A 19,864-nucleotide genomic window follows, 5' to 3' on the forward strand; every position below is an offset into this window, starting at 1 on the left:
TGCGGTCGGCCCGGCTCACTTCAGGGCGCCGGCGGCGAGACCGCGCTCGAAGAGCCGCTGCAGGCAGAGGTACGCGACGACCTCGGGGATCGCGGTCAGCACGGCCGAGGCGAGGATCTTGGTCTGGTCGTTGCTGAACTGGCCGACGAAGAACTGCGGGACCAGGGTGATCGTCTGCATCTCGGGCGACTGCAGGAAGACCAGCGGCATCAGGTAGTTGTTCCAGGCCCCGATCAGGGTGAAGATCAGGATCGCCGCGGCGATCGGGCGCGTCAGCGGGATGACGAGGTGGACGAAACCGCGCACCGCGCTCGCGCCGTCCACCCGGGCCGCCTCGAACAGCTCGTCCGGGATGCCGTTGACGAAGTTGCGCGTCAGCAGCACGGCGAAGGGGACCTGGAGCGCGGCGAGCGGCAGGATCACCGCCCAGTAGGTGTCGAAGAAGCCGAACGCCTGCGCCGTGGTGAACAGCGGGGCGAGCAGCACGACCTCGGGCAGGGTGAGGCAGGCCAGCAGCAGCCAGAAGTAGACCTCGCGGCCGCGGATGTGCAGCTTGGAGAAGCCGTACGCGGCCAGCATCGTCACCGCGTAGACGATGACGATCACCGCCGCCGCGATCACCACGGTGTTGACGAAGAAGCGCCACAGGCCGGGCACGGCCAGCACGGCGGCGTAGTTGCCCCAGCCGTCGCCGGCCAGCGAGCCCTGCACCATCGCCACCAGCGGGAACAGGAAGGGCAGCACGAGCAGGGTCACCACGAGCTGCAGCAGCAGCCGTGCCCCGCGGCTCCGGACCTCGAACATCAGCCCGTCGTCTCCTTCTCCCGGCTGCGGACCTGCAGGAGGATCGCGAAGCCCAGCGCCAGGACGAGCAGGATCACCGACAGCGCGGCGCCGTAGCCGACGTGCGACTGCGCGATGGTCTTGCGGTAGATGTACGTGCCGAGGAACTCGGTCGCGTAGTTCGGACCGCCGACGGCGACCAGGTAGGGCACGTCGAACGTCTTCAGCGCGCCGATGGCGCTGAGGATGCCGAGCGCGACGGTCGTCCCGCGCACGCCGGGCCAGATGATGCTGGCCAGGACCCGCAGGTTGCCGGCGCCGTCGATCCGGGCGGCCTCGAGGACCGACACGTCGATCTGCGCCATCGCCGCGAAGTAGAGGACGAAGGTCAGGCCGGTCCACTGCCAGATGGTGATGGCCATGATCACGGGCAGCGCCGTGCTCTCCTGACCCAGCCAGGGCTGGGCCAGCGACCCGAGCCCGATGTGCTCCAGCACCCAGTTGAACTGGCCGTCCGGCGCGTACAGGCGGCGGAAGACCGGTGCGGTGATCGCCGGCGCGAGGACCACCGGGATGAAGATGATCACCTTGTACACGACGGCGAGGCGCACCTTCGAGTGCAGCAGGACGGCGAAGACGACCCCGAGCGCCGTCTGCACGACGAAGGTCACGACGAAGAACACCGCCGTGTGCTCGATGGTCTTCGCAAAGATCGGGTCCTGCGCGATCCGCACGTAGTTCCCGGCCCCGACGTGCTCGGGGAAGGGGTCGAGCCCGTCCCAGTCCCACGTCGAGATCACCGCCGTGTAGGCGATGCAGTAGTAGATCAGCCCCACGCACAGCACCAGCGCCGGGAGGATCCACAGGTAGCCGGCGGGCCGGAGCCGGCGGCGGGTGCCGGGACCCACCTCGGTCCCGGCCGCCCCTGCCCCCAGCCGCTGCCGCTCGGCCGTCGTTCCGCTCACCGCTGCTCCCCCGTCGGGTCGACCTGGTCGGACGTCGTCGGCGCTCAGCGCGCCGCCTGGGCCGCCTTCTGCAGCGTGTCGGCGGCCTCCTGCGGCGTGGCCTTCCCGGTCGCCGTCGACGTCGCGGCCGCGAGGATCGCGTCCTGGACGTCGGTGGTGAGCAGGGCGAAGCGCGGCTCGGTGACCGTCCCGACCTGGCTGAGCAGCTGCTTGACCGGCGCCGCCTGGGTGGCCGGGTCGACGAAGGTGATCTTGTCGAAGTCCGGCTCGACGCCCTTGAGGGCGGGCACGTCGTTCAGCTGGTCGGCCACGGCCTGCTGGCCGGCCTTGGACGTCGCGAGCCAGGTCACGAACGTCTCCGCGGCCGCGCGGTCCTTGGCCTTGGTCGAGACCGACAGCCCGTAGTCGGCGTCACCGAACATCTCGCTGGTGTTGCCGGCCTGGGCCACGTCGGGGAACTGCATCGGCAGGATCGGGAACGGCTTCGCCCCGGAGACGCCAGCAGCCTTGAGGGCTGCGGTCATCGCCTTCTCGGTCGAGTACTGGGTGTACCAGGTGCCCATCTGCACCATCGCGTACTTGCCCGTGAGGAAGTCGTTGTTGGCGTCGGGGTACTGCTGGTAGCCGACCGCGCCGGGCTGCATGATGCCGCGGCTGAAGAGCTGGTGCCAGATGTCGAGGGTCTTGACGATCGCCGGGTCGTTCCACGGCACCTCGCCGTTCGACGCCTTGGTCCACACGCCCGGGGAGACCGAGTTCGCGATCGCCTGGAGGGTGTCCTGGTCGAAGCCCTCGCCGGCCGCGCCCTGGACGAAGCAGCCCTGGTCGTGCGACTTGAAGGTCTGGCAGACCTTCTCCCACTCGTCGAGCGTCTTCGGCGGCTGCAGGCCGTACTTGTCGAACAGGGCCGGGTTGTACCAGACGGTGCCGGAGTAGACCGCGCCCACGGAGGCGGCGACGAGCTTGCCGTCGGCCGACAGCCCGCTCACGCCGGCCGGGGCCACCTTGGACTGCCAGTCGTCGCCCAGCGCCTTCTGCATGACCGGGGTCAGGTCCTCGGCGAAGGACTTGTAGTTCTTCACGTACGCACCCGGCTGCATGTCGAACACGTCGGGCCCGGCGTCGGAGCGCAGGGCCGGCGGCAGCGCGGCCTGCCAGTCGGAGATCGCGACCAGCTTGAAGTTCACCTTGATGTCGGGGAACTCGGCGTTGAACGCCGCGATGTAGCCCTGCGCGGTGTCCACGTCGGTGGGCGTCCAGCCCCACCAGTTGACGGTGCCGGAGGTCGCCGAGCCGGCGTCGGACTGCTGCGCGGACTTGGCACCACCGCCCACCGGGGAGCAGGCGGCCAGCGGCAGGAGCGCGGCGACGGCGGCCACGGCGACGGCGCGCAGCGCGGTGCGAGCACGACGCCCGCCGGGGCCGTGGGAGCGCGAGCCGGTCGTGGGACGGGCGAGACGGGTCGTGAGCTGCATGACGGTGATCCCCTTCGATCGACCGGGAGCCGGGAGCGTCCTCGGACGGGGGGCCCGGGACGAGCCGGAGGACCGGTCGGCACGCCTGGTCGCACCAGCCCGTGTCGAACCTGCCGGCGCGGGAAGCCCCGCAGGGGGCCGGACCTCGTCGGCGTCGTCCTCCGCGGGGTTGCGCTCGAGCAACCCGCCGCGTGACGGCGACGCTACTTGCGCACTCCGGAGGCGTCAAGTTTCTTCGTGATTTCAGAAAGTTTCGTAGAACCGGGTGGAGCGGTGCTGTCGCGGACGATGAGCGTCGTCGCCATGTCGATGCGGCTCGCCCCGGAGGCGGTGCCCGCGCGCGGTTCCAGCACCAGCTCGACGGCCTCGGCCGCCATGTCGGCGATCGGCACCCGGACGGTGGTGAGCGCAGGGCCCGCCCACTGCGCCACCTTCACGTCGTCGAAGCCGACCACCGAGAGCTGGCCCGGGACGGACACCCCCAGGGCCCGGGCGGCCTCGTACACCCCGAGCGCGTGCACGTCGGAGGACGCGAAGACCGCGGTCGGCGGGTGCGCGAGGGTGAGGAGCGCCCGCCCCTGCTCGATGCCGTCGGCGTGGTGGAAGCCGCCGTGGCGGAGATGCTCGGGCCGCAGCTCCAGGCCCGCCGACTCGAGCGCGGCGCGGAAGCCCGACAGGCGCGCGGTGGCGGCCATCATGTCCTCGGGCCCGGTGATGATCGCGATCTCGCGGTGCCCGAGCCCGACCAGGTGCCGGGTCGCGGCGTACGCCCCGCTCCAGTCGGCCGAGCCGATCGTCGGCACCTCAGGAGGGACGTCGCCGGTCGGCCCGAGCACGACGAAGGGGATGTTCCGCGAGCGGAGCTGCTGCATCTGCTCGCCGGTCAGGTTCGTGGAGACGAGCACCGCGCCCACGGGGCGCCGGTTCAGCACCCCGTCGATCCAGCCGGGGTCGGGCTTGTCGCGGTCGTTGGTGCCGGAGACCACGACGCCGACGCCGCGCCGGCGCGCGACCCGCTCGATCGACGCGAGCGCCTCGCTCGCCCAGGAGCTGTCGATCTCGAAGCAGAGGACCTCGATGAGCGGCGCGTGGTTGGGTCCGGGGTTGCGCGGGTTGTAGCTGTGGTCGGAGAGCAGCGCCTCGATCTTGGCCCTGGTGTCCTCCGAGACGCCGGCCCGGCCGTTGAGCACCTTGGAGACGGTGGAGACGGAGACGCCGGCGCGCTCCGCGACCTCGGCGAGCGTGGCTCGGGTGGTCGTCACGCCTCCGGCCGGGTCGGCGGGCATGAGGAGCAGCGTAGCCGTCGTGCCCCTCGCGGACCCCCACCCGAGCGCGACCGGGCCGGAGCGCCGGTCATCGCGGGAACAGCGCGGGCGGGGCGCGGGCTCAGCGGGCGAGCAGCGGGGCCACGGCGTCGACCAGGCGCCGGGCCGCCGCCCGGGTGCCGTCCTCGGTCGCGGCCGTCTCCAGCTCGGCGACCTCGAGCCCGACGACCTCACCGCGCGCCAGCGCGGCCAGGGCCCCGGCGAGGTCGTCCAGCGTCAGGCCGTCCGGCACCCGGTAGTCGGTCGGCACCGTGCCCGGCTCGAGCACGTCGCAGTCGACGTGCACGAAGACCGGGCGGCCGCCGACCACCGTGGCCAGGCGCTCCGCGAAGCCCGGCCCCGGGGCCACGAGCGTCACGCCGCCCGCGTCGAGGAGCTCCCGTTCGGCGGGATCGATGTCACGGGCCCCGGCGAGCACCGCCCGCTCGGCGGCCAGGCCGGCGCCCAGGCCGGAGTCCCACAGGCCGAGCGGGCCGGACAGGGCGAGCCCGCCCAGGAAGTCGGTGGTGCTCGTCGCCGGCGTGTTCAGGTCGGCGTGGCCGTCGAACCACACGACCACGGCGTCCGGGCGGTGCCGGGCCACGACGGGCAGCGTCGCCAGCGCCACGGAGCAGCGGTTCACCGCGGCGACCGGCGTGCGGCCGGCGCCGAGCAGGTCGTCGAACGTCGCCGCCAGGGTCACGAGACCCGCGCGAGCGGCCTCGAGCTCCTCGTGCCACCCGGCCGAGAGCGCAGGTTCGGGGTGCCCCACGACGAACGGGGGCACCCCGAGGTGCTCGGCGAACGCGGCCGCGACGTACGGCGCCGCCGCCATCGCGCGGTCGTTGTGGTCGCCGGAGCGCCCGGCGAAGTGGACGACCGCCTGGTCGGGCACGGGAGGGTTCAGCTCTCGGTGCCCGGGCCCGTGACCGGGTCGACCGGCTGAGCCGGTTCGGCGGGACCAGAGGCGGCGTCGGTCGCGTGCTCGTGGGCGGCGGCCACGTCCGCGGGCGTCGGCGTCGTCTTCTTGGCCGTCGTCTTCTTGGCCGCGGCCTTCTTGGCGGGTGCTCCCGCGGTCGGGGACGGCGCAGCCTTCTTGGTCGCGGCCTTCTTCGCCGGCGCCTTCGTGGCCGCCTTCTTCGCCGCCTGCTCGACCTCCCGCTCCTGGGCCAGGGCCTGCGCGGCGCTGGTGCCGTCGCTCTCCGCACTGCCGGTTGCGGCCGTCGCGGCAGCCTCCCGGGCGGCGCGCGTGGCGCTCTCCGGCGTGACGTCGCCGGACGCCGGGGCGGAGGTCTTGCGGGCCCGGGCGGCCCGGCCGGTCACGTTCCGCCGCACGTCGGTGACGGCCTCGGCGGCGGTGTCGACCACGGGCTCGACGGTCTCGGCGGCGGCGTCGGCCGCGTCCTTGGCGGCGTCGCCGGTCTCGCGGCGGACCTTGCGCGCGGTCGAGCGCACCTCGCCCACCCGCTCGTCGACGACGCGCTTGCCCCGGCCCGCGAGCGAGCTGTAGGTGTCGCGGGACTGCTCCAGCAGCTCCTCGGCTTGGCGCTGCAGCTCGGCGAGACGCGTCCGCGTCGTCTCCGGGAGCGCCCGGAACTGCTCGGGCAGCGTGGACAGGAACTCGCGCAGCTCGTCGGCGTTGACCCGGGCCTGCTCGGCGCGCTCCAGGCGCTTGTCGCGGATCTCGGCGAAGCGCTGCTCCGCGCGGCGCTGACGCTCGGCGAGGGTCTCGCGGAACGTCTCGGCGATCACGTCGGCGAGACCGGCGACCGCGTAGAAGGGACCGAGGTCGGACTCGGCGGGCGTCGTACGACGGTCGTCGTCGGGCGTCGAGGTCATGGCTGCTCCTTGGGGGTGGTGGTGGCGTCGACGGGGTCCGGCGCGCCTGCGTCGGGTGCGGCGTCGGAGGGGGGCTCGGACGGGGTGTCGGGGGGCTCGGCGAGCACGGCGGCGTCCTCGGCGACGAAGCTGCGGTACACGTCGAGCAGCACCTGCTTGTGCCGCTCGGTGATCGCGGTGTCGGCCAGCACCGCCGACTCGACACCGCCGGAGGGGTGCTCGTCGGGGTCGAGGATCCCGGCGCGCACGTAGAGGGACTCGGCCGAGACCCGCAGCGCCTTCGCCAGCTGCTGCAGCACCTCGGCCGACGGCCGGCGCAGCCCGCGCTCGATCTGGCTGAGGTACGGGTTCGAGACGCCGGTGAGGTCGGCGAGCTGGCGCAGCGTCAGCTCGGCCGCCCGCCGCCGGTCGGCGATGAGCTCGCCCACCGACCCCAGCTGCTCGCCGACCGTCCTCCGCACCACGGATCCAGTGTGCTTGCAGCAGCAAGCACAAGCAAGCAAGGGGAAGCACGCAACCTTCTGAGCGCCTCAAAGCGCCCCGGGGCGCCTTCCCTCCCCCCGGTTCCGGACGAACCGCTGACACACGACGACGGATCGGGCCGATGCGGTGGCGTCTCTCAGCGATTCGCCCGACGGGGCGGGCGAGGGTGGGTCTGGGGCGTCACACCATCGCAACGCGCGGGGCTCGACGTGAAACAGACCAGCCGCCACACTGGTCTCCCCCTGCAAGCCCGCCGAAGGAGCAGCCGTGAGCCAGACGACCACCGCCGACCGGCCCGGGGAGACCTCGGAGCAGCTCGAGCTCAAGCGGGTGATGGGACCCAAGCTCCTGCTGCTGTTCATCGTCGGCGACATCCTCGGCACGGGCATCTACGCCGTCACCGGAACCGTCGCCAAGGAGGTCGGCGGCGTCGTCTGGCTGCCGTTCCTGGTCGCCTTCGCCGTCGCGCTCGTCACCGCGTTCTCCTACCTGGAGCTCGTGACCAAGTTCCCGCAGGCGGCCGGCGCGGCGCTCTACGCGCACAAGGCCTTCGGCATCCACTTCGTGACGTTCCTGCTGGCCTTCGCGGTCATGTGCTCGGGCATCACGTCGGCCTCGACGGCGTCGCGGGCGTTCGCGGCCAACCTCGAGGCGATGGTCAACGTGGTCCGCGCCGAGTGGCTGGGCGGCGCCGAGGTCGACATCTCCGCCGGGCTGACGACCGTCCTCGCCGTCTGCTTCATGCTCGTCATCGCCCTGATCAACCTCCGCGGCGTGGCCGAGAGCGTCTACGCGAACATCGTGCTGACCTGCGTGGAGCTCACCGGCCTGCTGATCGTGATCTTCGTCGGCTTCTACGCCTTCACCCAGGGCAAGGCGGACCTCTCCCGCGTCGTCATGTTCGACACCCCCGAGGACAAGTCGCTCTTCATCGCCGTGACGACGGCGACCTCGCTGGCCTTCTTCGCCATGGTCGGCTTCGAGGACTCGGTGAACATGGCCGAGGAGGTCAAGGACCCGTCACGGGTCTTCCCCAAGATCCTGCTGACCGGGCTGTCGATCACCGGACTGATCTACGTCCTCGTGTCGATCACGGCGATCGCCCTCGTGCCGGCCGGCGAGCTCGGCGAGGGCGACGCCCCGCTGCTCAAGGTCGTCAACGCGGGAGCGCCCGACCTGCCGGTGGGCGACGTCTTCCCGCTCATCAGCATGTTCGCGGTCGCGAACACCGCCCTGATCAACATGCTGATGGCGAGCCGGCTGCTGTACGGGATGGCCAGGCAGCGCGTGCTCCCGCCGGTGCTGGGCCGCGTCCTGCCGGGGCGGCGTACGCCGTGGGTGGCGATCATCTTCACCAGCCTGCTGGCGGTCGGCCTGATCACCGTCGTCGGCCAGATCAGTGCGCTGGGCGGCACGACCGCGCTGCTGCTGCTCGGGGTCTTCACCGTGGTCAACGTCTGCTGCCTCGTGCTGCGCCGGCAGCGCGTCGAGCACCAGCACTTCCGCGCCCCGACCTGGCTGCCGGTCGTCGGCGCTCTCGCGTGCGCCTACCTCGTCGGCCCCTGGACCGGCCGGGCGACCGAGCAGTACGGCATCGCCCTCGTCCTGCTCGGCATCGGCGTCGTGCTGTGGGCGGTCACCTTCGTCGTCAACCGCGCCCTCTACAGCCGCCACACCTACTTCGAGCGCCCCGAGGAGATCGAGAAGTAGGAGGAGCACAGGGAGCCACCGCCGGGTCCTGCGCCGGTGCCTGGACGACCGGACGAGCAGGACACGCTCTTCGTCCTGCTCGGGAGGGAGGAAGGCACCGGGTCAGAGCAGGATCCGCGCCGGAGCGGAGCGGAGGCAGAAGGCACCGGATCCTGCGCCGGTGCCTGGACGACCGAGCGAGCAGGACACGCTCTTCGTCCTGCTCGGGAGGGAGGAAGGCACCGGGTCAGAGCACGATCCGCAGGCGAGGCGCAGCGCGCCCATCAGACGACAGTCGCCTGCGGAACGCTCGCGGTGATGAGGGTGCCGTCCGGACGACGCTCGCCGCCGCGGGCGCCGAGGGGTCCCTTGAGGCGAGGCCCCTGGTCCTCGAGCGGGACCCAGACCTGCTTCGCCGCGGTGACGACGACGGCGTGCCCGCGCACGCTCACCTCCACCTGGGTGCCCTCGACGACCTCGAAGCCGATGCGCGTCGGCTCGAGGTCGACGCGGACGCGCGTGCCCTGCAGGGTCAGCGGGAACGACAGCCCCGACCACCCGTCGGGCAGGCGCGGGTCGAAGGTGATCACGCCGTTGTAGTCGCGCATCCCGGCGAAGCCGTAGACGAGCGCGTTCCACACCCCGCCCGTCGACGCGACGTGGACGCCGTCGCTGGTGTTGCCGTGCAGGTCGGCCAGGTCGACGTAGAGCGAGCTGGTGAAGTAGCGCAGCGCCAGGTCGGCGTAGCCGACCTCCGCGGCGATGATCGACTGCACGACGCCGGACAGGGTCGAGTCGCCGGTGGTGATCGGGTCGTAGTACTCGAAGTCGACGCGCTTCTGCTCGGCGGTGAAGTGGTCGCCCTGCAGGAACAGCGCCAGCACGACGTCGGCCTGCTTGAGCACCTGGAAGCGGTAGATCACCAGCGGGTGGTAGTGCAGCAGCAGCGGCCGCTTGTCCATCGGCGTGTGCGCGAGGTCCCACACCTCGCGGTCGAGGAACAGCGAGTCCTGCGGGTTGATGCCCGTCACCGGGTCGAAGAGGATCGACATCGCCCGGGCGCACGCGGTCCACTCCGCCGCCTCGCCGTCGTGGATGTGCAGCCGCTCGACCGCCCGCTCGTACTCCTCCGGCGCCTCGGTCTTCATCCAGCCGAGCGTCCACGAGGCCTGGTCGAGGTTGAAGCGGGCCATCACGTTGGTGAAGAGGTTGTCGTTCACCACCGTCGTGTACTCGTCCGGGCCGGTGACGCCGTGGATGTGGAAGCTGCGCCGCCCGTCGCCGTTCTCGCGCCAGAAGCCGAGGTCGGCCCACATCCGCGCGGTCTCCACGAGGATGTCGATGCCCTCGCGGTTCATGAAGTCGTGGTCGCCGCTGGCGGCCACGTACTTGCACAGCGCGTACGCCACGTCGGCGTCGATGTGGTATTGCGCGGTCCCGGCCGCGTAGTAGGCCGACGCCTCCGAGCCGTTGATCGTGCGCCACGGGTAGAGCGCACCCGCCTGCGTCAGCTCGCGCGCCCGCTGCCGGGCGGCGCCGAGCAGCTGGTAGCGGAAGCGCATCGCGCTGCGCGCCATCGCCGGGGAGGTGTACGACAGGAACGGCAGGACGTAGATCTCGGTGTCCCAGAAGTAGTGGCCGCTGTAGCCGGAGCCCGTCACGCCCTTCGCCGGCACGCCGGACTGCTCGGCGCGCGCGGCGGCCTGCGCCACCTGGAACAGGTTCCACCGGACCGCCTGCTGCAGCTCCGGCTGGTCGTGGAGCACCACGTCGGAGCGCTCCCAGAAGGCGTCGAGCCAGTCGCGCTGGGCGGCGACCTCGCGCTCCACGCCGTGCTGCAGCACCCGGTCCAGGGTGCGCCGGCACCGGTCGCTGAGCTCGCGCACGGGCACGCCGCGGGAGGTGTGGTACGCCACGGTCTTGGTCACGGTGATCGTCTGGCCGCGCGACGCGTTGACCCGGTAGACCATCTTGCCGGTGTCCTCGTCGGCGCTGATGTGCTCGGTGTAGGCGTTCTCGGTCTCGATGCGGTGGTCGACGCCCACGGCGAGCGTCATGCCCGACCGCGCGCTGCGGTAGCCGATCATCAGCCGCGTGCCGTCGGCCCAGTGCATCTGCGGCTCGAGCACCCGCTCGGAGAAGCCGTCGGCCTTGCGGGGGTCGGCGAGGTTGCCCTCGCCCATCGCCGCCGAGCGCACGTGGTACTCGTCGCGCCCGTCCTGGCGGTTGAGCGTCTGGCTGGAGATCACCACCGGTGCGGAGTCGTCCAGCATCGTGACCTCGAACGTCATGATCGCCAGGTGCCGCTGGGTGAAGCTGACCATGCGCGTCGAGGTGACCTGCACCCGCTTGCCGGCCGGGGTGCGCCAGATCAGGTCGCGCCGCAGGCGGCCCTCGCGGAAGTCGAGCGTGCGCTCGTAGCACTCGAGGTCGGCGACGGGCAGCAGCAGCGGCTCGTCGTCGACGTAGAGCTTGATCGTCTTGTTGTCGGGAGCGTTGACGATGGTCTGCCCGACGCGCGCGAAGCCGAAGGCCTCCTCCGCGTGCCGGATCGGCCAGGTCTCGTGGAAGCCGTTGACGAAGGTCCCGTGCGCGTAGGTCTCGCGCCCCTCCTCCACGTTGCCGCGCATGCCCAGGTAGCCGTTGCCGACCGCGAAGAGGGTCTCGGTGACGCCGAGGTCCTCGGAGCTGTAGACGGTCTCGCTGAGGCTCCAGTCGCGGACCGGGAAGCGGACCCGGTCGAGCGGGTCACGGTGGAGCGGAGGCGTGTCCTCGTGGCTGCCGCGCATCAGTCGACCAGCTCGGCGAGGTCGCGCACGACGCGGTCCGCGCCGCCCTGCTCGAGGCTCTCCACCCCGGCGCCGCGGTCGACGCCGACGACCAGGCCGAACCCGCCGTCGTGGCCCGCGCGCACCCCCGACACCGCGTCCTCGAAGACGACGGCCCGGGCCGGCTCGACGCCCAGCCGGCGCGCGCCCTCCAGGTACGTGTCCGGCGCGGGCTTGCCCGGCAGGCCGGCCTCGGCGGCGACCTGTCCGTCCACGACCACCTCGAAGCGGTCAGCGAGGCCGGCGGCGTCGAGCACGGCCGGTGCGTTGCGGGAGGACGAGACGACCGCGACCTTGGTCCCCGTCTGCTCGAGGTGGTCGAGCAGCGCCACCGAGCCCGGGTACGGCTCCACCCCGTCGGTGGCCAGCGCGGCGGCGAAGAAGGCGTTCTTGCGGTTGCCGAGCCCGCAGACGGTGTCGCGGTCGGCCGGGTCGGACGGCTCGCCCTCGGGCAGCGTCAGGTCGCGCGAGGCGAGGAAGTCGCGGACGCCGTCGTAGCGCGGCTTGCCGTCGATGAAGTCGAAGTAGTCGCTCTCGAGGTACGGACGGTCGGTGATCCCGCGCAGCGTCAGGTAGTCGGTGAACAGGTCGCGCCAGGCACGCATGTGCACCTCGGCGGTCGGCGTCAGCACGCCGTCGAGGTCGAAGAGCGCAGCGTCGTAGTCGTGCCAGTCCACGAGAGTGAAGCGTAGAGGGGGAATGTGACGCATCTTCTGTCCTCGCTCCGCTCGGACGCGCCTCGCGCTCCAACCCGCTGCCTTCCTCCCTCCCTCGCAGGACGAAGAGCGTGTCCTGCTCGCTCGGTCGTCCAGGCCCCGGCGCGCGAGCCGGTGGTGGTCAGGAACACGGCCGGGCCCCGGGGCGTCCTAGGGTCGGGCGCGTGACCAGCCCGTTCGACAGCGATCCGATCCTCGTGGAGGTCGTCCGCGACGGCCTCGTGGAGAGCGTCCACCACGGCCGGGTGGCCGTGACCGGGCCCGACGGTTCGCTGCTCGCCGCGCTCGGGGACCCCGGCGCGCTCGTCTACCCGCGCAGCGCCAACAAGCCTCTGCAGGCGGTCGGGATGGTGCGCGCGGGTCTCGACCTCGAGGGCGAGCTGCTCGCGCTGGCGTGCGCCTCGCACTCCGGCGAGCCCTTCCACCGCGAGGGCGCCGCGCGGATCCTGACGCTGGCCGGGCTCGACGAGACCGCGCTGCAGGACCCGCCGGACTGGCCGCTCGACGAGTTGGCCAAGGAGGAGCTGCTCCGCGCAGGCGCCAGCAGGTCCCGCCTGGCCATGAACTGCTCCGGCAAGCACGCGGCGATGCTGCTGACCGCGGTGCGCTCGGGCGCCGACACGGCCACCTACCTCGCGCCGGAGCACCCGGTGCAGCGCGCGATCGAGCAGGCGCTGGGCGACCTGGCCGGCGAGGAGCCGGCCGGACCCGCCGTCGACGGCTGCGGGGCGCCGCTGTGGGCCCTGTCCCTCACCGCGCTCGCGCGGGCCTTCGGCCGCCTGGCGGCCAGCACGGAGGCGACGGAGCAGAAGGTGGCTGACGCGGTGCGCGCGCACCCGGCGTACGTGTCGGGGACCCGGCGCGACGAGCTCGCCCTCCACCAGGGCCTGCCGGGCGTCGTCGCGAAGGCGGGCGCCGAGTCGGTCTACGCCGTCGGGCTGCCGGACGGGCGAGGGGTCGCCCTCAAGATCGATGACGGTTCGACGCGCGGCCGCGCGGTCGCCATGGCCGCGGTGCTCCAGCGGCTCGGCCTCGAGGCCGACGTCCTGGCCGAGCAGGCCTCGTTCCCGGTGCTCGGCGGCGGGCGGCCGGTGGGCGAGGTCCGCCCGTACGCCCCGACGCTCGCAGGCATCGGGGCGTAACGGGGCGGACCTCGCCGGCCGACTACTTCTTCTTGCTCTTCTTCTTGTCGTCCTTCTTGGACTTCGACTTCTTGTCGTCGTCCTTCTTGGACGACTTCGACTTCTTGGCGTCGTCCTTGGTGCTCTTCTTGTCGTCCTTCTTCGACGACGGCGCGGCCTTCTTCGCGGCCTTCGGCGCGGACGGCTCGCTCGCCCCGGTCGCCGCCGCAGTCTGAACCGTCGCCTCGAGCCGGGCCAGACGCTCCTCCGCGCTTGCCAGCGCACGGCTCAGCACCTTGAGCTGGTCGCCCTGCGCGTCGACCTGGTTGTCGATCTCGGTGATGACGTCGCTCACCGGGGTGTCGATCGTCGCCGGGCGCGCGGGGGCCGGGGCCGCCGCCTTGCGGGCGCCGGTCGAGCGCGGGCGACGGGTGAGCCGCTCGGCGGTCTCCTCGGGCAGCGCCTGCTTGTTGTTCGGCGCGTCGAGCGGCGAGTCCGGGGTCTCGGCGCCCGACTGCGGCGTCGGCGCGGGCGTGCTGGCCGTCTTGCGCGGCGTCGTGGTGGTCTTGCGCGGGGTGGTCGCCTTGCGGGGCGTCGTCGTCTTGCGCGCGGTCGTCGTGCGCGGCGTCGTGGTGCGGCGCGTGGTCGTCTTCTTCGCCGGCGGCGCTCCCGCCGGCGCGGTGCCGGCGTCGGCGGCCTCGTTCCCGGGCGTCACGCTCGGCTCGTCGGCGGTCGTCGCGCTGGTGTCGGTCGGGGCCGCGGGACGCTCGGCGGCGTCGTCGGCGGCGGGCGTGGCCGCGTCGGCGGTCGGTTCGGTCATCTGCGGTCCTCGGGTTCGGCGGGGTGGGTGGGGTGCTCGGCAGGCTGGATCCGGGGGTGGCTTACCCGCCCCGGAGACGACTCAGCCGCCACCGTGCGGTGGCGGCTGAGACGAGGACGTCGTGCTTACTTGAAGGCGTCCTTGACGTCGCCGGCGGCGTCCTTGACGTGCTCGCCCGCCTGCTTGGTCTGGCCCGAGGCCTGGTCGGCCTGACCCTCGGCCTGCAGCCGCTCGTTGTCCGTGGCGTCGCCGGCGGCCTCCTTGGCCTTGCCGCCCAGCTCCTCCGCCTTGTTCGAGATCTTGTCGCCGATACCCATTCCTGGCTCCCTTCGTCGTCCGACGTGTGACAGCCACGTTACGTGGGTACAGGCGGGGGTTCACAGGGGGCCTCAGCCGACGCCGAGGCGCGGCCTCACGTGCAGCCCGACCTCCGGGTCGACGAGCACCTCCTGCGCGGCCGCGACGCCGTCGGCCAGCAGCGTCGCGTCGACGTCGACGTTCCGCTTGACCAGCCCGAGGGCGATCGCGCCGAGCTCGTGGTGGCGGGCCGAGGTGCCGACCCTCCCGACGGTGCGCCCGTCGAGGACGAGGGCCGAGCCGACCTCGGGCAGCCGCTCGGCGCTGCCGTCGAGGAGCAGCAGGACCAGGCGGCGCGGCGGGCGGCCGAGCGTGTGGACGCGCGCGACCGTCTCCTGCCCGCGGTAGCAGCCCTTGTCCAGGTGCACGGCGACGCCCAGCAGCCCCGCCTCGTTGGGGATCGTGCGGTGGTCGGTGTCGAGGCCGATCCGGGCCACCCCGGCAGCGACGCGCCGCGCCTCGTACGCCCAGGTCCCGGCCAGCGGGCCGTCGCCGAGCACCTCGGCGAGCCGCGCGCGAGGGACGAGCAGCTCCGCGCCACCGAGCGAGTCGGCCGCCCGACGCACGACCAGGGCCGCCTCGTGCTGCACCTCGGGGTCGGCGCTCCAGACGACGGCCACCTCGTCGGACACGTCGGCGACCTCGACCCGCATCATGAAGCGCATCGAGTCGAGCCAGGCGGCAGCGGCCGCGGCGGCGCCCGGCTCGGTGTGCGCCCAGAAGCTCGTGCCGTCGTCGACGCCGTGCAGCGCGTGCTCGACGTGGCCCTGCGGCGACAGCACGAGCGTCGTCGTGCCCTGCCCGGGGGCGAGGCCCAGCAGGTGCTGGGTGGTCAGCGAGTGCAGCCAGCTCAGGCGGTCCGGCCCCGAGATGCGCAGCACGCCGCGGTGCGACAGGTCGACCCGGCCGGACCCGCGCTCGAGGGCCCGCTGCTCGCGGACCGGGTCGCCGTAGTGCCACGCGACACCGGCGTCAGGGCCTTCGTGGGCCACCACGGCGGTGGGCGTACGTGCGTCGTTCATGTGGGGTCAGCGTCCGCCGGACGCCGATTCTTCCCGGGTCTCAGACCCGGCGGAGCCGCGCCCAGAGGTGGTTCTGCAGGGGGTGACCGCCGGCCGCCTTGTCGAGGGTCCACAGCAGGTCGCCCTCGACGAGCCCGTACAGCCGCTGACCGGCGGTGTACTCCTCGGCCGTCGCGGTGCGCACGACCGCGTCGGTCGTGAGCTCGATCTTGGCGCCGGTGATCTTGCCGTACCAGATCTCCGCGTAGCCGGTCGGGTGCGCCATGACGACCTCGAGGGAGTCGTCCGGCTGCGGACGCCAGAAACCCGTCTCCATCGACAGCGGCCGCACGGCCTTCCCGTCGGCGTCGACCTCGAAGGTCTGCGAGAGGTAGTGCAGGAAGTCGCCGCCGTTGTGGGCGAAGTCGACCTGCTGACCGAAGTCGAACTCCTCGGTGCCCGGGTAGACGCCCTTGCCCGTCCCCTCCCAGCGGCCCACGAGCCAGGCCAGGCGGTTGACGGCGGGGTTCAGCCCATCGGGGATCTCGAACGGCACGCCCCAACCCTAGTGGCCCACCGCATACCGTGGCCCGGTGCCGAAGCGCTACGTGATCATCGGGGCCGGAGCCATCGGCGGGTCGGTCGGCGGCCGCCTGCACCAGGCCGGCCGCGACGTCGTCCTCGTCGCCCGCGGGCAGCACCTCGACGTGCTGCGGAACGAGGGCCTGCGGCTGCGCACGCCGGACGAGGACGTGACCCTGCGCGTGCCGGCCGTCGCCGGTCCCGACGAGCTGGTCCTGAGCGACGACGACGTGCTCGTCTTCGCCACGAAGACGCAGCAGGTGGAGGCCGCGCTCGTCGCCTGGGCCGACGCGCCCGTACGCGGCGGGGACGGCTCGGAGGGCACCGCCGGGTCGCGCCTGCCCGCGCTGATGGCCCTCAACGGCGTCGCGTCGGAGGCGATGGCGCTGCGCTGGTTCGCCCGGGTGGTCGGCGTCTGCCTCTGGCTGCCGTCGGTGCACCTGACCCCGGGCGAGGTGATCATCCGCGGCGGTCCGCGTTCGGGGATGCTGCACCTGGGGTCCGTGCCGGCGGCGCGGGAGACCACGCTGCTCGCCGAGGTGGCGGCCGACCTGGAGGCGGCCAACTTCGACGTGCCGCTGCCGGCCGACGTGATGCCGTGGAAGTACCGCAAGCTGATCTCCAACCTCGCCAACGGGCTGCAGGCCCTGCTGGGTGCCGGCGGTGGCTCGGCCCCGCTCGCCCGCGCGGTCGACGCCGAGGCCCGGGCCGTGCTCGACGCGGCGGGCATCGAGGTCACGACCGACGCCGAGGAGAGCGCCGCTCGGGCAGCCGCGTTCACCATGCACCACGTCCCCGGCGTGCCCGACGACGTCGGCGGCTCGACCTGGCAGTCGCTGCAGCGCGGCACCGGCAACGTCGAGACCGACTACCTCAACGGCGAGATCGCCCGGATCGCCCACGCCCACGGCACCGAGGCGCCGCTGAACACGCGGCTCGCCTCGCTCGTCCGCCGAGCCGCGGCACGCGGCCAGCAGCCGGGCGAGATCAGCGCCGACGAGCTGGCGGTGGCGCTGGGCCTGGAGTCAGCCGACGCTTCCTGAGCAAAGGGATTCAGTAGACGAGGGCCTGGACGTCGGGCTGGAGCACCCGCTCGACGAACGTCGCCGCCCCGGCGATGCGGGACCCGTCGAGCAGGTCGGCCTGGGTGAGCTCACGCCGGGCGGCGCACTGGGTGCAGACGACGACGGCGCCGGTCTCGACCAGCGGGGCGACGAGCTCGGCGACCGGCGTGGCGTGCTCCAGGCCCAGGTCCGGCTGCGCGTCGCGGACCGCGAACCACACCGCCTCACCGGTCAGCCAGACGCCGACCTCGGCGCCGGCGGCGAGCGCGGTCGCCGCGACGGTCCAGGCCTGGTTCGCCCGTTCGGGCGCCTCGGCACCGCAGGTGATCTTGACCATCAGGGGCCGTGGCGTCGCGGGCACCGCCCCATCGTCGCGCGTCGCCCGGACCGGCGCTCGCTAGGGTCGGCGCGTGCGGGTGGTGGTGCAGCGGGCGACGACGGCCAGCGTCACGGTCGACGGGGCGGTGGTCGGGTCGCTCCCCGCCCCCGGCCTCGTGGTCCTCGTGGGGGTGACCCACGACGACACGCCGGCCGACGCCGTACGGCTCGCGGAGAAGGTGTGGACACTCCGGATCCTCGCGGGCGAGCGTTCCGCGGCCGACGAGTCCGCGCCCCTGCTCGTGGTCAGCCAGTTCACGCTCTACGCCGACACCCGCAAGGGCCGCCGCCCGTCGTGGAGCGCGGCGGCGCCGCGACCGGTCAGCGAACCGCTCGTCGAGGCCTTCGTCGCCGACCTGCGCGAGCGCGGCGCGCACGTCGAGACCGGCGTCTTCGGGGCCATGATGCAGGTCGCCCTCGTCAACGACGGCCCGATGACGCTGCTGCTCGACTCCGCGACCTGAACCCGGGCGCCCTCGGAAACCCATGAAGGCATGGGTTCCTGGTGCTCAGCACGTCCTGCAGCGTGTGCCAAGCGCCGGAACCCATGCCTTCATGGGTTTGTCAGCGGGCTCAGGCGGCCGTGAGCTCCACGTCCACCTCGGCCACGGAGCCGACGGCCGCGACGACCTGGCGGTCGGTCTTGGCGCCCGGCGCGAGGGTGCGCAGGGTCCAGCGGCCGTCGTGGGCGAAGAACCGGAAGTGCCCGGTCGCCGAGGTCGGGACCTCGGCCGTGAACTCGCCCGACGGGTCGAGCAGACGGACGTACGCGTTGCCGACCGGCTCGCCGCCGCGCAGGACGCGACCCTGGATGACCGCCTCCTTGGAGGTGTCGACGCCGGCGATGCTCAGGCCGCCCTTGGTGGAACCGCACATGGTGTTGACCTCGCTGGGAGAAGGGGGAACGGGTGGGGGTCAGACGGTGCCGGGCTCGTCGCCGACGGCCACGGGCACGCCGACCAGGGAGCCGTACTCGGTCCAGGAACCGTCGTAGTTCTTGACGTTCTGCTGGCCGAGGATCTCGTGCAGCACGAACCAGGTGTGCGCGCTGCGCTCACCGATGCGGCAGTAGGCGATGATGTCGGCGTCGAAGTCGAGGCCGGCGTCGCCGTACAGCTTCTTCAGGTCGTCGGCCGACTTGAAGGTGCCGTCGTCGTTGGCCGCCTTGCTCCACGGGACGTTGACCGCGGTCGGGATGTGGCCGCCGCGCTGCGCCTGCTCCTGCGGCAGGTGCGCCGGGGCGAGCAGCCGGCCGGCGAACTCGTCGGGGCTGCGGACGTCGACCAGCGAGTCCTGGCCGATGGCGCCGACGACCTCGTCGCGGAACGCGCGGATCGACAGGTCGGGCTCGGACGCCTCGTACTGCGTGGACGGGCGGGTGACCGTCTCGGTCGACAGCGGGCGGGCGTCGAGCTCCCACTTCTTGCGGCCGCCGTCGAGCAGCTTGACGTCGCCGTGGCCGTAGAGCTTGAAGTACCAGTAGGCGTACGCGGCGAACCAGTTGTTGTTGCCGCCGTAGAGGACGACCGTGTCCTCGTTCGCGATGCCGCGCTCGGAGAGCAGGGCGCCGAACTGCTCACGGTTGACGAAGTCACGACGCACCGGGTCCTGGAGGTCCTTCTTCCAGTCCAGCTTCACGGCGCCCTCGATGTGGCCGCCGTCGTACGCGGTGGTGTCCTCGTCGACCTCGACGAGGACGACGTGGTCGTCGGACGCGTGCTCGGCGACCCAGTCGGCGTCGACGAGGACTTCAGACGTGCTCATGCGGTGATCTCCTGTGCAGGTTCGACGGGGGTACGGCTCGGGGGCGGGGCGGGCACGACGAGGCGCTCGGTCCCAGGGTTCGGCGTCAGGCGCGCGGGTGCGGTGCGCTCCGGACGAGCGCGGGCTCGGGCGGCGCGTTCAGCGCCGGTTCGACGAGCCGGTCAGGGCACCCAGGTCAGGCCCGACAGAGCGACGAGCGCATTCGGCCGTGGTCGACCGCCCGGCGGCGGACGAGCGGCAGCACATGCGCGGACGTCATAGGTGCCACGGTACGTCCACGGGCCCGGGAAGCGGCACCCCGTGTCCCGGTTTTCGAGATCGCTGTCCGACCAGTGAGACGCCAGGCGGACGGGAAGCCTTCGATCGGCGTGAAGTAGTTCACACGCCGTTCACCTCGCCGACACCCGGCAGGGCCTGCGGGCGCGGTCATCCCCCCGCGAACGGAGGCAGCACCTCGATCGTCGTGGCCCCGGCGAGAGGACGCCCGAGGGCCTCCCCGGAGGCGCTCACGCCGTCGACCAGGAGGCTGCTTGCCCTGACCACACGCGTGAAACGGGCGTCGGCGTGCTGCTCGAGCACCAGCGCGAGGGCCTCGGCGACCGAACCCGCCTCGACGGCCTCGGTGGCGGTCCCGGCGGCCGCCCGGGCGCCCGCCCAGAAGTTCATGGTCACCAGTGGCACTGGGATATTCTCCC

21 protein-coding genes are annotated in these 19,864 nt (G+C 72.6%); 4 read left to right on the plus strand and 17 right to left on the minus strand.

Features of this window, described 5'->3' with window-relative positions; genetic code table 11:
- Nucleotides 1-15 precede the first annotated feature (15 nt).
- The 7 genes from BMY04_RS00210 to BMY04_RS00240 all read right to left on the minus strand — a co-directional run bounded on the left by BMY04_RS00210 (nt 16) and on the right by BMY04_RS00240 (nt 6,830).
- Nucleotides 16-804 carry a carbohydrate ABC transporter permease gene (locus BMY04_RS00210; RefSeq protein WP_091177150.1) on the minus strand — a complete coding sequence of 263 codons (789 nt, stop codon included), beginning with the start codon at nt 802-804 and terminating at the stop codon, nt 16-18.
- Complete coding sequence (locus BMY04_RS00215; protein ID WP_198409859.1) at nt 804-1,748, minus strand: carbohydrate ABC transporter permease; 945 nt, start codon at nt 1,746-1,748, stop codon at nt 804-806. Before BMY04_RS00215 ends, BMY04_RS00210 begins: the two co-directional genes overlap by 1 nt.
- Before the next feature lie 44 nt (nt 1,749-1,792).
- Complete coding sequence (locus BMY04_RS00220) at nt 1,793-3,223, minus strand: ABC transporter substrate-binding protein (protein WP_091177151.1); 1,431 nt, start codon at nt 3,221-3,223, stop codon at nt 1,793-1,795.
- Between the two features lie 203 nt (nt 3,224-3,426).
- The gene (locus BMY04_RS00225; protein ID WP_091177152.1) at nt 3,427-4,509 is read right to left on the minus strand and encodes a LacI family DNA-binding transcriptional regulator; all 1,083 of its coding nucleotides are present in this window, start codon (nt 4,507-4,509) and stop codon (nt 3,427-3,429) included.
- Nucleotides 4,510-4,609: 100 nt separating this feature from the next.
- Nucleotides 4,610-5,422 (minus strand): arginase family protein, encoded by an 813-nt coding sequence (locus BMY04_RS00230; RefSeq protein ID WP_198409860.1) that lies wholly within the window; start codon nt 5,420-5,422, stop codon nt 4,610-4,612.
- 8 nt (nt 5,423-5,430) lie between these two features.
- On the minus strand, nt 5,431-6,366 hold the full coding sequence (locus BMY04_RS00235; RefSeq protein ID WP_091177153.1) for a hypothetical protein: 936 nt from the start codon (nt 6,364-6,366) through the stop codon (nt 5,431-5,433).
- Nucleotides 6,363-6,830, minus strand: coding sequence for a helix-turn-helix domain-containing protein (locus BMY04_RS00240; protein ID WP_269766177.1), 468 nt, complete (start codon nt 6,828-6,830; stop codon nt 6,363-6,365). The genes BMY04_RS00235 and BMY04_RS00240 overlap by 4 nt, the downstream gene beginning before the upstream one ends.
- A 286-nt stretch (nt 6,831-7,116) precedes the next feature.
- On the opposite strand from BMY04_RS00240, the gene BMY04_RS00245 reads away from it, so the two are divergent.
- Nucleotides 7,117-8,559, plus strand: coding sequence for an APC family permease (locus tag BMY04_RS00245; RefSeq protein WP_332452300.1), 1,443 nt, complete (start codon nt 7,117-7,119; stop codon nt 8,557-8,559).
- Between the two features lie 263 nt (nt 8,560-8,822).
- On the opposite strand, the gene BMY04_RS00250 is transcribed toward BMY04_RS00245, so the two are convergent.
- Complete coding sequence (locus tag BMY04_RS00250) at nt 8,823-11,327, minus strand: glycoside hydrolase family 65 protein (RefSeq protein ID WP_091177154.1); 2,505 nt, start codon at nt 11,325-11,327, stop codon at nt 8,823-8,825.
- Nucleotides 11,327-12,076, minus strand: coding sequence for an HAD family hydrolase (locus BMY04_RS00255; protein ID WP_091177155.1), 750 nt, complete (start codon nt 12,074-12,076; stop codon nt 11,327-11,329). The genes BMY04_RS00250 and BMY04_RS00255 overlap by 1 nt, the downstream gene beginning before the upstream one ends.
- A 170-nt stretch (nt 12,077-12,246) precedes the next feature.
- Between BMY04_RS00255 and BMY04_RS00260 the strand changes: the two genes are divergently transcribed.
- The gene (locus BMY04_RS00260) at nt 12,247-13,224 is read left to right on the plus strand and encodes an asparaginase (protein ID WP_091177156.1); all 978 of its coding nucleotides are present in this window, start codon (nt 12,247-12,249) and stop codon (nt 13,222-13,224) included.
- Between the two features lie 22 nt (nt 13,225-13,246).
- On the opposite strand, the gene BMY04_RS00265 is transcribed toward BMY04_RS00260, so the two are convergent.
- The 4 genes from BMY04_RS00265 to BMY04_RS00280 all read right to left on the minus strand — a co-directional run bounded on the left by BMY04_RS00265 (nt 13,247) and on the right by BMY04_RS00280 (nt 15,937).
- On the minus strand, nt 13,247-14,023 hold the full coding sequence (locus tag BMY04_RS00265; RefSeq protein WP_091177157.1) for a hypothetical protein: 777 nt from the start codon (nt 14,021-14,023) through the stop codon (nt 13,247-13,249).
- Nucleotides 14,024-14,148: 125 nt separating this feature from the next.
- Nucleotides 14,149-14,340, minus strand: a complete 192-nt coding sequence (locus tag BMY04_RS00270; RefSeq protein ID WP_091177158.1) for a CsbD family protein — start codon at nt 14,338-14,340, stop codon at nt 14,149-14,151.
- A 72-nt stretch (nt 14,341-14,412) separates the two neighbouring features.
- Nucleotides 14,413-15,402 carry a CAF17-like 4Fe-4S cluster assembly/insertion protein YgfZ gene (gene ygfZ, locus BMY04_RS00275; RefSeq protein ID WP_091177159.1) on the minus strand — a complete coding sequence of 330 codons (990 nt, stop codon included), beginning with the start codon at nt 15,400-15,402 and terminating at the stop codon, nt 14,413-14,415.
- A 40-nt stretch (nt 15,403-15,442) separates the two neighbouring features.
- The gene (locus BMY04_RS00280; protein ID WP_091177160.1) at nt 15,443-15,937 is read right to left on the minus strand and encodes a heme-binding beta-barrel domain-containing protein; all 495 of its coding nucleotides are present in this window, start codon (nt 15,935-15,937) and stop codon (nt 15,443-15,445) included.
- A gap of 37 nt (nt 15,938-15,974) precedes the next feature.
- Here BMY04_RS00280 and BMY04_RS00285 point away from each other — a divergent pair, with 37 nt between their 5' ends.
- The gene (locus BMY04_RS00285; protein WP_198409861.1) at nt 15,975-17,006 is read left to right on the plus strand and encodes a ketopantoate reductase family protein; all 1,032 of its coding nucleotides are present in this window, start codon (nt 15,975-15,977) and stop codon (nt 17,004-17,006) included.
- A gap of 10 nt (nt 17,007-17,016) precedes the next feature.
- Here the strand turns inward: BMY04_RS00285 and BMY04_RS00290 are convergent, their stop codons facing one another.
- Nucleotides 17,017-17,388, minus strand: coding sequence for a DsrE family protein (locus tag BMY04_RS00290; RefSeq protein ID WP_232506005.1), 372 nt, complete (start codon nt 17,386-17,388; stop codon nt 17,017-17,019).
- 49 nt (nt 17,389-17,437) lie between these two features.
- Here BMY04_RS00290 and dtd point away from each other — a divergent pair, with 49 nt between their 5' ends.
- On the plus strand, nt 17,438-17,869 hold the full coding sequence (dtd, locus tag BMY04_RS00295) for a D-aminoacyl-tRNA deacylase (protein WP_091177162.1): 432 nt from the start codon (nt 17,438-17,440) through the stop codon (nt 17,867-17,869).
- 109 nt (nt 17,870-17,978) lie between these two features.
- Here dtd and BMY04_RS00300 read toward each other — a convergent pair whose 3' ends face one another.
- The 3 genes from BMY04_RS00300 to BMY04_RS00310 form a co-directional block, all read right to left on the minus strand.
- On the minus strand, nt 17,979-18,281 hold the full coding sequence (locus BMY04_RS00300) for a DUF1416 domain-containing protein (protein WP_091177163.1): 303 nt from the start codon (nt 18,279-18,281) through the stop codon (nt 17,979-17,981).
- Nucleotides 18,282-18,320: 39 nt separating this feature from the next.
- Nucleotides 18,321-19,169: a sulfurtransferase gene (locus BMY04_RS00305; RefSeq protein ID WP_091177164.1), complete on the minus strand. Its 849-nt coding sequence runs from the start codon at nt 19,167-19,169 to the stop codon at nt 18,321-18,323.
- A 426-nt stretch (nt 19,170-19,595) separates the two neighbouring features.
- Nucleotides 19,596-19,850: a ubiquitin family protein gene (locus tag BMY04_RS00310; RefSeq protein WP_091177165.1), complete on the minus strand. Its 255-nt coding sequence runs from the start codon at nt 19,848-19,850 to the stop codon at nt 19,596-19,598.
- Between the last annotated feature and the right edge of the window lie 14 nt (nt 19,851-19,864).

Source organism: Microlunatus flavus, assembly GCF_900110855.1.
In the GTDB taxonomy this organism is placed as follows: domain Bacteria; phylum Actinomycetota; class Actinomycetes; order Propionibacteriales; family Propionibacteriaceae; genus Microlunatus; species Microlunatus flavus.

Bases quoted from the DNA above. Each gene is read 5' to 3' on its own strand.
- BMY04_RS00210 (WP_091177150.1), bottom strand. From the start codon at position 804: ATGTTCGAGGTCCGGAGCCGCGGGGCACGGCTGCTGCTGCAGCTCGTG.
- BMY04_RS00220 (WP_091177151.1), bottom strand. From the start codon at position 3,223: ATGCAGCTCACGACCCGTCTCGCCCGTCCCACGACCGGCTCGCGCTCC.
- BMY04_RS00225 (WP_091177152.1), bottom strand. From the start codon at position 4,509: ATGCCCGCCGACCCGGCCGGAGGCGTGACGACCACCCGAGCCACGCTC.
- BMY04_RS00235 (WP_091177153.1), bottom strand. From the start codon at position 6,366: ATGACCTCGACGCCCGACGACGACCGTCGTACGACGCCCGCCGAGTCC.
- BMY04_RS00250 (WP_091177154.1), bottom strand. From the start codon at position 11,327: ATGCGCGGCAGCCACGAGGACACGCCTCCGCTCCACCGTGACCCGCTC.
- BMY04_RS00255 (WP_091177155.1), bottom strand. From the start codon at position 12,076: ATGCGTCACATTCCCCCTCTACGCTTCACTCTCGTGGACTGGCACGAC.
- BMY04_RS00265 (WP_091177157.1), bottom strand. From the start codon at position 14,023: ATGACCGAACCGACCGCCGACGCGGCCACGCCCGCCGCCGACGACGCC.
- BMY04_RS00270 (WP_091177158.1), bottom strand. From the start codon at position 14,340: ATGGGTATCGGCGACAAGATCTCGAACAAGGCGGAGGAGCTGGGCGGC.
- ygfZ (WP_091177159.1), bottom strand. From the start codon at position 15,402: ATGAACGACGCACGTACGCCCACCGCCGTGGTGGCCCACGAAGGCCCT.
- BMY04_RS00300 (WP_091177163.1), bottom strand. From the start codon at position 18,281: ATGTGCGGTTCCACCAAGGGCGGCCTGAGCATCGCCGGCGTCGACACC.
- BMY04_RS00305 (WP_091177164.1), bottom strand. From the start codon at position 19,169: ATGAGCACGTCTGAAGTCCTCGTCGACGCCGACTGGGTCGCCGAGCAC.